This window comes from Caldinitratiruptor microaerophilus (genome assembly GCF_025999835.1).
GTDB classification, from domain to species: Bacteria; Bacillota; Sulfobacillia; order Symbiobacteriales; family ZC4RG38; genus Caldinitratiruptor; species Caldinitratiruptor microaerophilus.
Genome location: NZ_AP025628.1, coordinates 782,892 through 796,873, shown reverse-complemented (window position 1 = coordinate 796,873; position 13,982 = coordinate 782,892). Strand labels below are relative to the sequence as shown.

The 13,982-nt window shown below is 70.4% G+C and carries 13 protein-coding genes and 1 riboswitch; of the genes, 6 read left to right on the top strand and 7 right to left on the bottom strand.

Annotated features, from left to right (window positions below; all coding sequences use genetic code 11):
* Nucleotides 1-371: 371 nt before the first annotated feature.
* The gene (locus caldi_RS03730) at nt 372-1,862 is read right to left on the bottom strand and encodes an Nramp family divalent metal transporter (RefSeq protein WP_264843771.1); all 1,491 of its coding nucleotides are present in this window, start codon (nt 1,860-1,862) and stop codon (nt 372-374) included.
* A gap of 188 nt (nt 1,863-2,050) precedes the next feature.
* On the opposite strand from caldi_RS03730, the gene caldi_RS03725 reads away from it, so the two are divergent.
* The 6 genes from caldi_RS03725 to caldi_RS03700 all read left to right on the top strand — a co-directional run bounded on the left by caldi_RS03725 (nt 2,051) and on the right by caldi_RS03700 (nt 8,490).
* The gene (locus caldi_RS03725) at nt 2,051-2,755 is read left to right on the top strand and encodes a metallophosphoesterase (RefSeq protein ID WP_264843770.1); all 705 of its coding nucleotides are present in this window, start codon (nt 2,051-2,053) and stop codon (nt 2,753-2,755) included.
* 123 nt (nt 2,756-2,878) lie between these two features.
* Nucleotides 2,879-3,262, top strand: a complete 384-nt coding sequence (locus caldi_RS03720) for a PadR family transcriptional regulator (RefSeq protein ID WP_264843769.1) — start codon at nt 2,879-2,881, stop codon at nt 3,260-3,262.
* A gap of 80 nt (nt 3,263-3,342) precedes the next feature.
* Entirely contained in the window at nt 3,343-4,320 is a 978-nt protein-coding gene (locus caldi_RS03715) for an ATP-binding cassette domain-containing protein (protein WP_264843768.1), read from the top strand.
* Nucleotides 4,317-5,075 carry an ABC transporter permease gene (locus caldi_RS03710; protein ID WP_264843767.1) on the top strand — a complete coding sequence of 253 codons (759 nt, stop codon included), beginning with the start codon at nt 4,317-4,319 and terminating at the stop codon, nt 5,073-5,075. The genes caldi_RS03715 and caldi_RS03710 overlap by 4 nt, the downstream gene beginning before the upstream one ends.
* On the top strand, nt 5,072-6,370 hold the full coding sequence (locus caldi_RS03705; RefSeq protein WP_264843766.1) for an MFS transporter: 1,299 nt from the start codon (nt 5,072-5,074) through the stop codon (nt 6,368-6,370). The genes caldi_RS03710 and caldi_RS03705 overlap by 4 nt, the downstream gene beginning before the upstream one ends.
* Nucleotides 6,371-6,846: 476 nt before the next feature.
* Nucleotides 6,847-8,490: an AMP-binding protein gene (locus caldi_RS03700; RefSeq protein WP_264843765.1), complete on the top strand. Its 1,644-nt coding sequence runs from the start codon at nt 6,847-6,849 to the stop codon at nt 8,488-8,490.
* A gap of 30 nt (nt 8,491-8,520) precedes the next feature.
* Here the strand turns inward: caldi_RS03700 and tenA are convergent, their stop codons facing one another.
* The 6 genes from tenA to caldi_RS03670 form a co-directional block, all read right to left on the bottom strand.
* Nucleotides 8,521-9,189 (bottom strand): thiaminase II, encoded by a 669-nt coding sequence (gene tenA, locus caldi_RS03695; protein WP_264843764.1) that lies wholly within the window; start codon nt 9,187-9,189, stop codon nt 8,521-8,523.
* 37 nt (nt 9,190-9,226) lie between these two features.
* Nucleotides 9,227-10,498, bottom strand: coding sequence for an acetylornithine deacetylase (locus caldi_RS03690; RefSeq protein ID WP_264843763.1), 1,272 nt, complete (start codon nt 10,496-10,498; stop codon nt 9,227-9,229).
* 19 nt (nt 10,499-10,517) lie between these two features.
* Nucleotides 10,518-11,618 carry an ABC transporter substrate-binding protein gene (locus caldi_RS03685; RefSeq protein WP_264843762.1) on the bottom strand — a complete coding sequence of 367 codons (1,101 nt, stop codon included), beginning with the start codon at nt 11,616-11,618 and terminating at the stop codon, nt 10,518-10,520.
* The gene (locus tag caldi_RS03680) at nt 11,615-12,400 is read right to left on the bottom strand and encodes an ABC transporter permease (protein ID WP_264843761.1); all 786 of its coding nucleotides are present in this window, start codon (nt 12,398-12,400) and stop codon (nt 11,615-11,617) included. Before caldi_RS03680 ends, caldi_RS03685 begins: the two co-directional genes overlap by 4 nt.
* Complete coding sequence (locus tag caldi_RS03675; protein WP_264843760.1) at nt 12,397-13,167, bottom strand: ABC transporter ATP-binding protein; 771 nt, start codon at nt 13,165-13,167, stop codon at nt 12,397-12,399. The genes caldi_RS03680 and caldi_RS03675 overlap by 4 nt, the downstream gene beginning before the upstream one ends.
* 132 nt (nt 13,168-13,299) lie before the next feature.
* Nucleotides 13,300-13,412, bottom strand: a riboswitch (TPP riboswitch).
* A 105-nt stretch (nt 13,413-13,517) separates the two neighbouring features.
* Complete coding sequence (locus caldi_RS03670) at nt 13,518-13,796, bottom strand: hypothetical protein (RefSeq protein ID WP_264843759.1); 279 nt, start codon at nt 13,794-13,796, stop codon at nt 13,518-13,520.
* Between the last annotated feature and the right edge of the window lie 186 nt (nt 13,797-13,982).

Genomic DNA, 13,982 nt, shown 5'->3' with positions numbered 1-13,982 from the left:
CAATCGCCCGTCACGGGTCCCCGTATCTGGGAAGCCCGCGAGGTAAAACTGCGGGATGTGATGACGTACACCCTTCTGACGGGAACGCAGACACTGACTGACCCCGTCACCCCCTCCCCTCGTGACGCTCACCACTCGACCACCTGGGGGCGGTACGTTTCCGGATCGGAACAACAGCAGCTCACGCTCCGGACCGACGGCGGACCGTTGCCGGCCCGCCGCCGCGACCCCGCGGTGCGCAGGCAGATTCCCGACCCCCACACGTCGGCGATGGCGTCCAAGAAGAGGCCCATACACACCGGGGGCCGGGAGGACTGCCGATCGTCCTCCCGGCCCCGTTCGTCGGGCCGGCTGCAAGCCGCGGAGAGGTCCTACACCCGGATCTTGAACACCGAGTTCAGGATGCCCAGGGTGGCGAAGAACCCGAAGAAGATCATCATGAGCACCAGCACGGCCTGGCGCCACAGTGGCGGCCGCACGCCTTCCGGCAGGAAGTTGCGATTGACGTACAGGGTGTGCGCGGCGAGCACCACGAAGTTCACGCCGGAGATGAAGGCGCCGATGACGATCAGGGTGAGCGGCGGTGCGAAGTTGATGAGCACCATGCCGAGGCCGGCGAACAGGACCAGGATGGTGTAATAGATCTTCCGCACGTCGCCGCCGGACCAGTTGCGGACCCGCTCGCTGCCGACCCAGAGGATGTCGGTGACGGTGCGGACGAAGCTCTCCGTCTGGCCGAGCTGGGTGCTGAACAGGATCCAGAAGCCGTTGAGGAGCGTGAGGAACCAGAAGGCGGGCCCCCACACCTTGGCGATCGCCTCCGCCTGCATGGCGGCGATGCCCCACTGGTTCGGGTTGGTGCCGGGCTGGATGAAGGTGACCGTCATGATGGCCGGCAGCGCCATCCCGATGAAGCACCCGAGCATCCAGACGTAGACCTGGTCGGCGCGGACGTACTTCCACCACTCGTTGAAGCGGCGGAGGTTCTCCGGCGTGAGCTGGAAGACACTCCCGGTCTGCGAGAGGTTGACCTTGTGGCCGCCCACGACGGCGGGGATGTAGCCAACCACGCCGCCCATGCCCCAGCCCTTGTCACGGACCCAGTTGGAGAGGGTGCCGTTCACCAGGCCGCCCATGCCTGCATAGGCGGCGAACGCCCCCATGAAGACCCAGTCGCCTCGGTTGGGAAGCAGGCGGTCCCCCATCCCGAGGAAGCCCTTGATCACCATGGCCCAGGAACTGCCGGGGGCGAAGAAGATGCCGATGATCAAGAGGTACAGGATGATCCAGCCGACGAAGAACCACTGCACGTACTCCATGGTGCGCTCGACCTTGTCCCCGAGCGCGATGATCACGATGGCGGCGATGAACGTCATGTAGCCCCAGAAGAGGACCATCCCCCGGTCCGCGCCGGCGGCGTCGGGGAGCCGCCCCAGGATGCCGGCCGAGATCGCCGTCGCCGCCGTCAGGGCCCACCCCGGCCATCCGATCTGCAGGGCAGCGAGGATCGAGTACACCCACCCCCAGAAGGTGGGGCCCGGGGCCGTGCGCATGAACCCCGTGAAGATCGGCTCGCCGGTGTACAGCGTGTACCGGACGGCCTCCATGTTGTAGACGACCTGGATGAGGATGGACAGGGTCGCGATCCACAGGAGGCCGGCCCCGTACTTGACGGTCACCGTGGGGCCCAGGAGCCACTCGCCGGAACCGATCGAGATGCCGAGGGCGATGGCGCCCGGCCCGATGAGCTTGATCGCGTTCCGGAAGTTGTACGGGGGCGGCGCCGGGAGCTCGGGCACCACCTTCCAGGGGGGGAGCCGGCCGGCCTGAACGGTTTCCACCCTCGGAGACGGAGCTGCCAAGAGAATCCCTCCCTTATCAGTTGTGATGGTTCGCTATACTCTCTCTACCGGCCGAATTCCTGCTGCTGCCGCACGCCGGCGGCTCCTTGACGCCCGTTCGCAGGAAGTAGTACCATTCGGGGCGATCTTCCCGCCCTGCGGCAACCCTGCCGCCGGCCCGGCGCCGGACGCGCCCGGAGGAGGATTTCTTGGCCATCTACGCGATCGGGGACCCTCACCTCTCGGGGGCCGACCCGAAACCCATGGACATCTTCGGCCCGGCCTGGGAGGACCACGCCGGGCGGCTCTTCCGCAACTGGCGGGAGGTCGTCGCCGACGGCGACCTGGTCCTGGTCCCCGGAGACATCTCCTGGGCCATGGACCTGGACGGCGCGACCGTGGACCTGCAGGCGATCGACGCGCTGCCCGGGACGAAGGTGCTCATCCAGGGCAACCACGACTACTGGTGGCAATCGATCTCCCGGCTCCGCCGGCTGCCGCTTCGCACGGTGCACTTCATCCAGAACGACCACTTCCGGTGGGGAGACACCTTCGTCTGCGGCACGCGGGGCTGGCTGCTGCCGGACGACCGCGCCTGGGCCGACGACCCCGCGCACAACGAGAAGATCCTCGCCCGGGAAGTCGGCCGCCTGAAGCTCTCCCTCGAAAGCGCCCGGAAGGCCGGAGCCGGGGACATCCTGGTCATGATGCACTACCCGCCGGTGAGCCGCCCGGGCGAGCACACGCCGTTCAGCGAGGTGCTCTCCGCCACGCCCGGGGTGCGCCTCTGCGTGTACGGCCACCTCCACGGTGCGCCGGCGCACGAGCGCGCCTTCCAGGGGATGCTTGACGGCGTGGAGTACCGCCTCGTGGCCTGCGACGCCCTCCAGTTCACCCCCCTGCGGGTGGCGTAGGGTCCCCCGGGCAGCGAGCGTCCGGCGTTGATCGTCCTTGACAGGCGCATCCCAGGGGTTTACTATCGCTAACGAGTGCCGAGGGGCAAGAAAGGACGACAACAGCCGGGGAGGGAGGCCGGGTTGCCGGCGGACGTGCGGCGGGTCCTGGACCTGTCGAAGCTGAGTGGCCGCCTCCTCCTGCGCGGCCTCCTTCCGTATTACGTGATGACCCTGCTCCAGGACGGGCCGAAGTACGGCAACCAGATCGCCGGCTGCATCGAGCGGGAGACGCGGGGGAAGTGGAAGCCGTCCCCCGGCACCCTGTACCCGCTGCTGCGGAGGCTCGTCCGGGCCGGGGTCGTCGAGGAGCAGGGCGGCCCCCCGGCCGGCGGCCGGCCCACGCGCCTCTACCGCCTCACACCGGCCGGGGAAGAGGTGCTGGCGGAACTCCGCCATCAGATCCGGCCCATGCTGGAGGAGACGATCCATCTGCTCCAGACCCACCTGGCCCGTTTCCCCGATTAGGCGGGGCGGACCCCGGGGCGCCGGGCGCGGTTGCAATCGCCGCGTACCTGTTATCGCTACCGACACCAGGGGGCGATCGCTTGGTTCGGAACGGGCGTGCCGTCCAGTCCGGAGGCGACACCCCGGCCGTCGTGGCCCGGGGACTCACGAAACGGTACGGGGACGTCGAGGCCCTGCGGGGGGTCGACCTCGAGGTGCCCCGGGGGCGGATCTTCGCCCTGCTCGGCCCGAACGGCGCCGGGAAGACCACCTTCCTGTCGATCCTCACCACCCTGCTGCGGCCGACCAGCGGCACGGCCCGAGTGCTGGGGATCGACGTCGCGACCCGGCCCGACGAGGTGCGGCGGCGCATCGGGGTCACCTTCCAGGAGATCGTCCTGGACCCCGAGCTCACCGGCCGGGAGGTGCTCTACTACCACGGGCGCCTGTACGGCCTGCGGGGCGCCGAGCTGCGCCGGCGCATCGACGAGCTGGTGCAGCTCGTCGCGCTCCAGGAGGCCGCCGGACGCCCGACGCGCACGTACTCGGGCGGCATGAAGCGCCGGCTCGAACTGGCGCGGGGGCTCCTCACCCACCCCGAGGTCCTGATCCTCGACGAGCCCACGCAGGGCCTCGACCCGCAGAACCGGGCGTACCTGTGGGACCACCTGCGGGAACTGCCCCGGCGTTTCGGGACGACGGTCCTGCTGTCGACCCACTACATGGAAGAAGCGGAGCGGCTGGCCGACCGGGTCGCCATCATCGACCACGGGCGCGTGGTCGCCGAGGGGACCCCGGCCGGCCTGGTGGAGGGCCTGGGCGCCGACCTCGTGACCGCGACGGGCCGCGGCGACCTCCACCAGCTGGCCGAACGGCTGCGGGCGGAGGACTTCGTCCAGGACGTGCAGGTGACGGACGGGCAGGTGCAGATCGGGGTCGACCACGGCGGCCGGCGCCTGCCGCGCATCGCCGCCCTGGCGGCGGAGGCCGGCTGCAGCCTCGAGGAGCTCGCCGTGCACCGGCCCAGCCTCGGAGACGTGTTCCTGCGGGTAACCGGGAGGAGGCTCAGGGACGAGTGAACGCAGCGGTGACCATCTGGTCGCGCCAGATGACGAAGTTCTTCCGCAGCCCGATGGAACTCGGGGGAACGCTCCTGCAGCCGATCCTCTGGATGGTGCTGTTCAGCGCGGCGATGCGGGGCATGGTCGGTGAGCTCACGGGGCCAGGCGGGTACATCCCGTTCGTCACCCCGGGCATCGCGGCGCTCACGGCGCTCGCCGGCGCCGTCACCGGCGGGGCGGCCCTGCTGGACGAGCGCCTGCGCGGCATCGTCAAGGAATACGCCGTCGCGCCGATCCCGCGGCCGGCCATCCTGGTCGGCAACATTGCGGCCAGCACGACCAAGGCCCTCATCCAGTCGGCCCTGATCCTCGTCGTGGGGCTTCTGATGGGTGCGCGCCTCCAGGGCTCCCCGCTTGGCTGGTTCGGCGCGCTGGCTCTCCTGACCCTCTTCGGGCTGGGGGCCGCGGGGATCGCCGCGGCGGCCGCCAGCAAGTCCCCCTCCACCGGCGCGTACCACGGCGTGATCTTCCTCCTCAACCTGCCGGTCCTCTTCGCCTCGAACGGCCTGGTGCCCCTCGGGCTGCTGCCGACCTGGCTCGCCTGGATCGCCCGGCTCAACCCCGTCACGTACCTGGTCGCCGCCTTCCGGCAGCTCGTCTTCGGCGTGCCCGCCGACGTCAGCCTTCCCCTGGCGACGGCCGTGGTGGCCGGCTTCTGCCTGCTGGGCCTGTGGGCGGGCGCGGCCGGGTTCCGGTCGGCGCTGCAGGAATGATGCGGTTTCCGGCAGGTCTGCGGGCCCTTCGCCACCGCGACTTCCGGCTGTTCTGGACCGGCCAGCTGGTTTCGCTCGTGGGGACCTGGATGCAGTCGGTGGGGCAGTCGTGGCTCGTGCTCGAGCTCACGGGGTCGCCCCTCAAGCTCGGGCTCATCGGCACCTTGCAGTTCACCCCGATGCTTCTCTTCTCTCTCTTCGCCGGCGCCATCACTGACCGGCTGCCCAAGCGCCGGCTGATCCTCCGCACGCAGACGGCGCTCATGGTGCTGGCCTTCGTCCTCTCGGCCCTGGTGTGGTCCGGCCGCGTGCAGTACTGGCACGTGGCCGTCCTCGCCACCCTGCTGGGGGTGGTCAACACCGTCGACATGCCCGCCCGGCAAGCGTTCATCGTGGACATGGTGGGCAAGGAGGACCTGATGAACGCCATCGCCCTGAACTCGGCGATGTTCAACGGCGCGCGCATCGTGGGACCCGCGGTGGCCGGCCTGCTGGTGGCCCGGTACGGCGTGGCCCCGGCCTTCTTCCTCAACGGACTGAGCTTCCTGGCGGTGATCGCCGCCCTGCGGGCCATCCGGGCCGAGGGGCTCCCGGGCCCGCGCCGGAGCGAGTCGATCCTCGAGGAGATCGGCGCCGGGCTTCGCTACGCCCTCCGCACGCCGCTCGTGGGCCTGGTGCTCAGCCTGCTCCTGGTCGTCAGCGTGTTCGTGATCAACTACAACGTCACCGTCCCCGTGTTCGCCCGCGACGTCCTGGGCCAGGAGGCGGAAGGCTTCGGCCTGCTCATGGCCGCGCTGGGGAGCGGAGCGCTGGCCGGCGCCCTCACCCTGGCCGCGCTGGGCCGCTCCAGGCCACCCCTGGCCGCGGTGGTGGCGCCGGCCCTCCTCCTGTCGGCGGCGGCGGCCGGCATGGCCGCCGTGCGCCAGTTCGGGCTGGCGGCCGCGGTGCTGTTCGTCATGGGGTACTCGCAGATCCTGTTCACGGCCAGCTGCAACACCACGCTACAGGTGACGGCCCCGGACGAACTCCGGGGCCGTGTGATGAGCCTGTATGCGCTCGTCTTCGCCGGGGTGACGCCCATCGGCGCCCTCTTCGCCGGCTCGATCACCGAGGCGTTCGGCGTCGCCACCGGGTTCCTGGCCGGCGGCGGGCTCAGCCTCGTGTCGATCCTCGCTCTCCTGGCGTGGTGGCGGGCCCGTGCCCCTCGAGGCCGCCCCACGCCGCGCCCAGAAGGTGGGCGAGGCGCCGGGACGCCCCTCCCGCCCGGTGCGGGGGACGGGGATCGAGCACCGTGACCTCGCTCTCGAGTTCCCGCAGGGCGGCACCGAGGGCGGCGAGCTCCCGCTCCAGCCACCTCTCGAGGGAGGCGGGCCTGGCCGCGGCCGCCCACCCGATCGCCCTGTTCCGACAGGTAGAGTGCCGTTGCGACCGGCGGAACAAAACGCACGAACTGACAGGCAAACGGGCGCCTCGCCTGTCAAGTTCTGCGTCTTGCAGCCGGTGGTGGGGCCGGAGGACGGGGGTTCGGCGGACTCCGAAGGCGTAGTGTAACGTAATCCTGGTGTTATGTCGACCTGGACCAGGTCCTAGCCGTGCCAAAACGCACAGATTGACAGGCAAAGGCCGGGCGTGCCGCGCAACGTTTGCGTCTGGCGGTCATACCCAACCAAACGGTCGGCAGGAAGCTCCGGATTGCCGCAGAATTCTCCACTCGAGATCCCCACGGAGCTTTCGCAACCGCATCTTTGCCGCGCGGAAAGGGGTCATCGTCGTGGAGAATGGCGGCTGGAACATCGGGGACTACGAGGTGGCGCGCCGGCAGTTCCGGCTCGAGGTGCCGGAGCGGTTCAACTGGGCACGGGACGTCGTGGAGCGGTGGGCGCAGGACCCCCACAAGCTGGCCATGTGGTGGATCGACGACCATGGTAACGAGAAGAAGCTGACCTTCCGGCACTTCGTCGACCGCTCGGCGCGCCTCGGGGGTGCCCTGCAGAAGGCCGGGGTGCGTCCCGGGGACCGGGTGATCGTCTTCCTGGGCCGCGTCCCCGAGTGGTGGGAGACCATGCTGGCCTGTTTCCGCATCGGGGCGGTGGCGGCGCCGGGCACGGTGCTCCTGACGCCGAGGGACCTGCGGTACCGCTTCGAGCTGGCGGGCCCGGCGGCGGTGATCACCGACGAGGCAGGTGCCCGCAAGGTCGACGAGGTGCGGGAACAGTTCCCGGGGATCAAGGCCTTCCTCACCACCGGCCCGGCCCGCGAGGGGTGGACGGCCTACGAGGACGCGCTCGCCGCGGCGGAGCCCGCCCCATACGCCGACACCCATCGGGACGACCCCGCTCTCCTGTACTTCACCTCCGGTACCACCGGTTACCCGAAGATGGTCCTGCACACGCAGAGCTATCCGGTGGGCCACCGCGTGACCGGCGAGCTGTGGATCGACCTGAAGCCGACCGACCTGCACTGGAACATCTCCGACACCGGCTGGGCGAAGGCGGCGTGGTCGAGCCTGTGCGGGCCGTGGAACGCCGGCGCGGCGGTGTTCGTCCACCAGCCGAAGGGCGGCTTCGACGCCCGCCGGACGCTGGACATCCTGTCGACCTACCCCATCACGACCCTCTGCGGGGCACCCACGATCTACCGGTCGCTCGTCCTGGAGGACCTGTCCCGGTGGAAGTTCCCCACCCTCCGCCACTGCGTGGGCGCCGGCGAGCCGCTCAATCCGGAGGTCATCCACACCTGGCGGGAAGCCACCGGCCTCACGATCCGGGACGGCTACGGACAGACGGAGACGGTGTGCCTCGTGGCCAACTTCCCCACCATCGAGGTCCGGCCCGGCTCGATGGGCAAGCCCTCGCCCGGGTTCGAGGTGGCCATCGTCGACGACCAGGGCAACGTGCTGCCACCCGGACAGGAAGGGAACATCGCCGTCAAGGTGGAACCGGAGCGCCCGATCGGCATGTTCGTGGGTTACTGGCAGAACGAGGAAGCCACGCGCTCGACCCGGATCGGCCCGTGGTACATCACGGGCGACCGGGGCTACATGGACGAGGACGGCTACTTCTGGTTCGTCGGCCGCGCCGACGACGTGATCCTGAGCTCCGGGTACCGGATCGGCCCCTTCGAGGTCGAGAGCGCCCTCCTGGAGCACGACGCGGTGGCCGAGTCGGCGGTCGTCTCCAGCCCCGACCCGGTGCGGGGCGAGATCGTCAAGGCCTTCGTGGTACTGGCGCCGGGCTACAGCCCGTCGCCGGAACTGGTCACGGAGTTGCAGGAGCACGTCAAGCGGGTGACGGCCCCGTACAAATACCCCCGGGAGATCGAGTTCGTCGATTCGCTCCCGAAGACCATCAGCGGCAAGATCCGCCGGGTGGAGCTGCGGGAGCGGGAGTGGAAGAAGAAGCAGGGCGCCCGGTGACCGGGCGCCCCCTCCTGTGCCGCGGGACTTCTACACGGGCCAGCGCTCCTGCCGCCAGGACATCTCCCAGAAGAGGTACTCGTACCGGCTGCCGGTGAGGAACAGCGCCCGCCACCGCTCCCGGTCCCCGGTACCGGACTCTGTCGCGGCGCGGTCGAGGTGCTCGCGCAGCCAGTCGCCGGTCGCCTTGAACTCCTCCGAGCTGTAAAGGAGGATCCAGTCCCGGTACGGGTTCGCCTCCGACGTGTCGCCGGTCTCCTTCAGGTGGCGGCCGATCTCCGCGTACCCCCACTGGCACGGGAGCACCGCGGCGGCGAGGTCGGCGGTCGTGCCCCGCCAGGCGGCCTCCAGCATGTAGCGGGTGTAGGCGATCGTGGTCGGGGCGGGCTCGGCCGCCTCCATCTGCGCCGGCGAGATGCCGAAGCGCTCGCCGTACCGCTTGTGCAGGGCCATCTCCGTGTGGAGGGTCTCGTGGAGGAGCGAGGCGAAGTGCTGCATGGTGGCGAGGTCGCCCGCCCGGGCGGCGCCCAGGGCGAAGATGCGGCTGAACTCGATCAGGAAGAGGTAGTCCTGGAGGAGATAGAACCGGAACCGATCCAGTGGCAGTGACCCGTCGCCGATGCCCCGCACGAACGGGTGCTGCTTCTCCGCCTCCCAGATGGGCCCCGCCTCCTGGCGGAGCAGGTCGGTGAAGCGCATCGGTGATCCGCTCCTCTCGATGCGGCCGGGCGCGGCGTCAAGGGCGATCCGTATTCGTCCAGGTCGCGATGAACCGGGCGTATACCTTCGCCGCCTGGACGATCTGTTCGAAGTCGCACGACTCGTCCACCGCGTGGGCATGATCCAGTTCGCCCGGGCCGTAGATGACCGCCGGGATGCCAGCGTCCCCCAGCCACCCGGCGTCGGTCACCGTCCGGGACATCCCCAGCTCCGGCGGCCGACCCACCACCTGCTCGTGCGCCGCCACCAGCAGACGGGTGGCGGGGTGGTCGGCCGGAAGCGGCAGCGCGGGGAAGATCTCGCCCCGGTCTTCGATCATCGACCGGCCGCCCCAGCGGAAGGTGGGCGGGTGCTCCCGGAGCCAGGGGTCGGCCTGGGCAGCCGCCAGGACGTGCTCCTCGATCTCCCGGGTCACCTCCTGGTACGTCTGGTCGGGGTGGAAGTGGACGGTAATCCAGAGCGCGCAGCGGTCGGCGACGAAGGCCGGGTGCCGGCCGCCCTCGATGACAGCGGGGTTGATGGTGTTCGAGCCCGGCGGGATGCCGGGGTAGGCGCGCGTCACGGCCCAGTACCGCTCGAGGTCGCCCAGGGCCTGGATGACCTTCGCCATCTTCTCGATGGCGCTGAAGCCCCGCACCCCGCCGCCGGCGTGGATGAGCCGGGAGCGCATGCCGTCGTGGAAGGTGCGGGGGCTTTGGATCGTGATCCAACCCGTGATCACCCCGCCCTGGCCCTGGATGGCCAGGCCCGACGTGTCCGGTACAAGGCCGAAGTCGGCACGGTAGCCCCGCTCGTTGCACGACCGGGTCCCCGCCTCGCCCTGTTCTTCCCCCACCACGGACTCGAAGATGACGTCGCCACCGGTGGGCACGCCGGCGTCCGCCAGCGCCCGCAGGGCGAACAGGGCCGCCGCCAGACCGCCTTTCATGTCCGCCGTCCCGCGGCCGTAGACCCGGCCGCTTTCGAGGACGCAGGTGAAGGGGTCCCGGGTCCACCCGTGGCCCTCCCCCACCTCGGCCACGTCGATGTGGCCGTTGATCAGGAGCGAGTGCTTCCGGGGGTCGCCCCGGCGCACGCCCACGACGTTGGGATCGCCCGGAAAGACGTCCCACACGTCGGTGACGAGACCCAGCTCCTGCAGGTAGCGCGCCACGTAGGCCTGCGCCCCGGCCGCGTTGCGGGCGGGAGGGGCCTCGGTCCGGAAGGCGACCAGGTCCTGCAGGAGGGCGAGGAGCGCCCCTCGGTGCTCGTCGATGTACCGCTCCGCCGCTTGCAGCCGGTCCTCCATCGCCGATCCTCCCCGCCAGCTAGCCGCCCGCCGTGATGAAGGCCTCATCGGGCTTCACGTCACCCTTGAGGAGCCCCTGGCCCTTCATCCACTCCGCCACCTGGCGCCAGGTGGCCGCGTCCTGGACGCCGAAGGCGCGCCCGTCGCCGGGGTCCATGAGGGGCAGGAGGATCTGGATGCTCTTCTCCTCCACCTCCCGGTCGAGCGGGAACTCCTTGGCCTGGTGCTTCTGCAGGACGTCCAGGGCGTGCCGGGGATCCTTCTTCATGTCGGCGAACCCCCGGGCCGCGGCGCGCCAGAACGCCTCCACGAGCGCGCGGTCCTCCCGGGCGGTCTTCTCACCGGTGATCACGACCAGCTCGTAGTAATCGGGAACGCCGAAGTCGGTGGGGCGGAAGACGGTCAGGGGGATCCCCTGCTTCTCGAGCAGCACCCGCTCGTGGTTGATGTAGCCGCCGGAGATGGCGTCGACCTTGTCGGTGGCGACGGCCGGGATGAGGTCCCAGGCGATGTCCTTCATCGTCACCTTGTCCGGGTCGCCTCCGGCCGACTTCACCATGGTGCGTACGATGGCGAGGTTGAGGGGGATCGACGGGTAGCCGACGGTCTTGCCCTCCAGGTCACGGGGCGACTTGAACCCCTTGGACTGCCGGGCCATCACGGCGTTGAGGGGGTGCCGCACCACGGCGCCCAGCGAGACGATCGGGATCTGCTCGTTCGCCCTCGCCACCAGGACGTCGGGCTGGTAGTAGAGCGCAAACGTCTCCCGCCCGGCGCCGACGAGCTTGATGCCGTCGGTGGGGTTCTCCGCGGGCATCTTGAAGGTGACCTTCAGGCCCTCCTGCTCGAAGTACCCGTTCTCCTGCGCCAGGTAGAGGAAGGAGTGCACGGCGTTCGGGTACCAGTCGAGGACCACGCTCACGTCCCGCACCGGCCGCTGCGCCCCGGCCTGCGCCCCCGACTGCGCCGGGACCTGCCCGGACGCAGCCGGACCGGCCGCCTGGCCGGAGGTCGCCGCGCCCGCCGCCGGCGCCGACGGCGCCGGGCCTGCCGCCTTCCCGCAGGCCGTGAGGGCGAAGGCACCGAGCGCCAAGAGAGCCATGACTGCACGGATTCTCAAGCGGATCGCCTCCCCTGCACCTCTCGGAAATGCCACGGAATCGCCCACCGCTCCACCCAGGCGATCAGCAGGAAGAAGCCGATCCCCAGGAGGGAGAGCAGGAAGACGGACGCGAACAGCGGGGCGGCACGCAGGCTCGACACCATCCGCCGCCCGAACACCCCCAGGCCGGCCTCGCCCCCGAGCCACTCGCCGATCGTGGCGCCGATCACGCTCACCGCCGCCGCGACCTTGAGCCCGGAGAAGAAGAGCGGCAGCGCGGACGGGACCTCCGCCCGCGTGAAGATCTGCCACCGGGTGGCGCCGGCGGCCCGGAGCAGGTCGACCAGGTCCGGGTCGGCCGAGCGCAGCCCGTCGTAGGTGTTGACCGTCACCGTGAAGAAGCTGATGAGGACGGTTACGGCCACTTTCTGGGTCAGGGTGTAGCCGAACCAGAGCAGGAAGACCGGCGAGATGGCGATGACCGGGATGGTCTGCGAGGCCACGACCAGGGGGTAGAGCGCGCGGGCCAGGTGCGGGCTGAGCCGCATCGCCGCCGCCAGGGCCACCCCCACCACGCCCGACGCCACGAACCCGACGGCGACCTCCAGCGCCGTGACCGGCAGGTGGACCCGGAAGAGCGGCTCCCGCATCTCCCAGAGCGCCGCCGCCACCGCCGACGGCGGCGGCAGGATGAAGGCCGGCACCCGCAGGAGCCGGCATCCCGCCTCCCAGGCGGCCAGGAGGCCGGCCATCAGGAGCGCGGGGGGCGCCCACTGCCGCGCGAGGCCCCCACCAGTCACCCGATCGCCCCCCGGAGCAGCCCGAGCAGCCGCCGGCGGTAGGCCACGAACCCGGGATCCGTCACCAGATGGGAGGAGCGGGGGCGCGGCAGGTCGATCCGCACCTCGCCCACCACGGTCGCAGGCCGGCCACCCAGGACGTAGACCCGGTCGCTGAGGAGCACCGCTTCCTCCACGTCGTGGGTGATGAAGAGCACGGCCTTGTGAAGGCGCTCCCACAGGCCCAGGAGCCAGTCCTGCATGGCCGTGCGGGTGAGGGCGTCGAGGGCACCGAAGGGCTCGTCCAGGAGGAGCAGCTCCTGGCTGCCCAGGACGGTCCGGAGGAAGGCCACCCGCTGGCGCATGCCCCCGGAGAGCTGGTGCGGGAAGCGATCGGCGGTGCCGTCCAGGCCGAATTCGGGCAGGAGCGCCATGGCCCGCTCCCGCGCCTCCCGCCGGCTGACGCCTCGAAGCTCGAGCAGCAGGGCGGCGTTGCCGAGCACGGTCCGCCAGGGCATGAGGCAGTCCCTCTGGGGCATGTAGGCGACGCCGCCGCGCCCGCCCCGCAGCCGGATCCGGCCGGCCGACGGCTCCAGGAGCCCGGCGACGATGCGGAACAGGGTGGACTTGCCCGCGCCGCTGGGGCCGATCAGGGTGACGAACTCCCCGGCCTCGACCCGCAGGCTCACGTCCTTCAGTACCTGGACCACCTGCCGGCCCTGACGGAACGAGAAGGAGACCCCCTCCACCGACAGGACCGGTCCGGCCACCTCCGGTGCCTGCAGCACGCCGTCCGCCCCCCTACTCCGGGACCGGTTGTCCGACGCCGACGCGCAGAAGCCCCGGGACCTACCTCGGCGGGAGTGCCCGGGGCCTGTGGCCTCGAAAACGAACACCGCCCCGAGAGGCGGTGTGCACACGGCGACCGAATGCGCCTTCCCTACGCCGGCATTACCCGGATCAGGTTCAGCGGTCGGTGACGGTGCAGGTCACCCTCTCAGCCCGGCTCACCCGAGCTCCCGCACGAGACTCTTTGCCATTGTCGGCTTGAGCCTACCACGCGTGGCAGCCGGCGTCAAGCCCCGCCGGGACGGGGTGACCTCCTGGAACGGGGCACAGGAACGCAGGCCCCGCCACATCAGCGTTTGACCGCGACCACCTCCAGGTACTCGGCCGGTACCACCATCGTGTCGTCGCCCGAGCGGTGGAACCGGTCCATGACCCCGAGCAGGTCCTGTTCGAGGCTTTCCCGGCCCGCCGCGTCCAGGGCCTCGGGCCAGTGGTGCTCCAGCTCCTCGGGGTGGCCGGCCATCCCCGCGCGGCCGAATCCCTCGATCGCGGCGGCAACACGAGCGTGCAGGGCTGTGCGCCGGGCCAGGCTGAGCCCCTCGTTTACACGAGCCTCACATTGTCCCAAATTGAGTCTCCCCGCGAAGTACCCCGTGGCGGCCCGGCACCCTTCTGTCGGCGTGATAGATTCCATATACTGACAGTTATGGCTGGCCAACCCTCCAACAGGCAAGAAGCGACAGTCGACGAAAGCCGTAGCGTGTCACCGATTGCCTGACGAGCTCCCGTCGACCCCTCCGCCGGGGTCTCTGGC

Excerpts from the sequence above, each read along its gene's own strand:
- caldi_RS03705 (WP_264843766.1), top strand. The coding sequence starts at position 5,072 with ATGATGCGGTTTCCGGCAGGTCTGCGGGCCCTTCGCCACCGCGACTTC.
- tenA (WP_264843764.1), bottom strand. The coding sequence starts at position 9,189 with ATGCGCTTCACCGACCTGCTCCGCCAGGAGGCGGGGCCCATCTGGGAG.
- caldi_RS03690 (WP_264843763.1), bottom strand. The coding sequence starts at position 10,498 with ATGGAGGACCGGCTGCAAGCGGCGGAGCGGTACATCGACGAGCACCGA.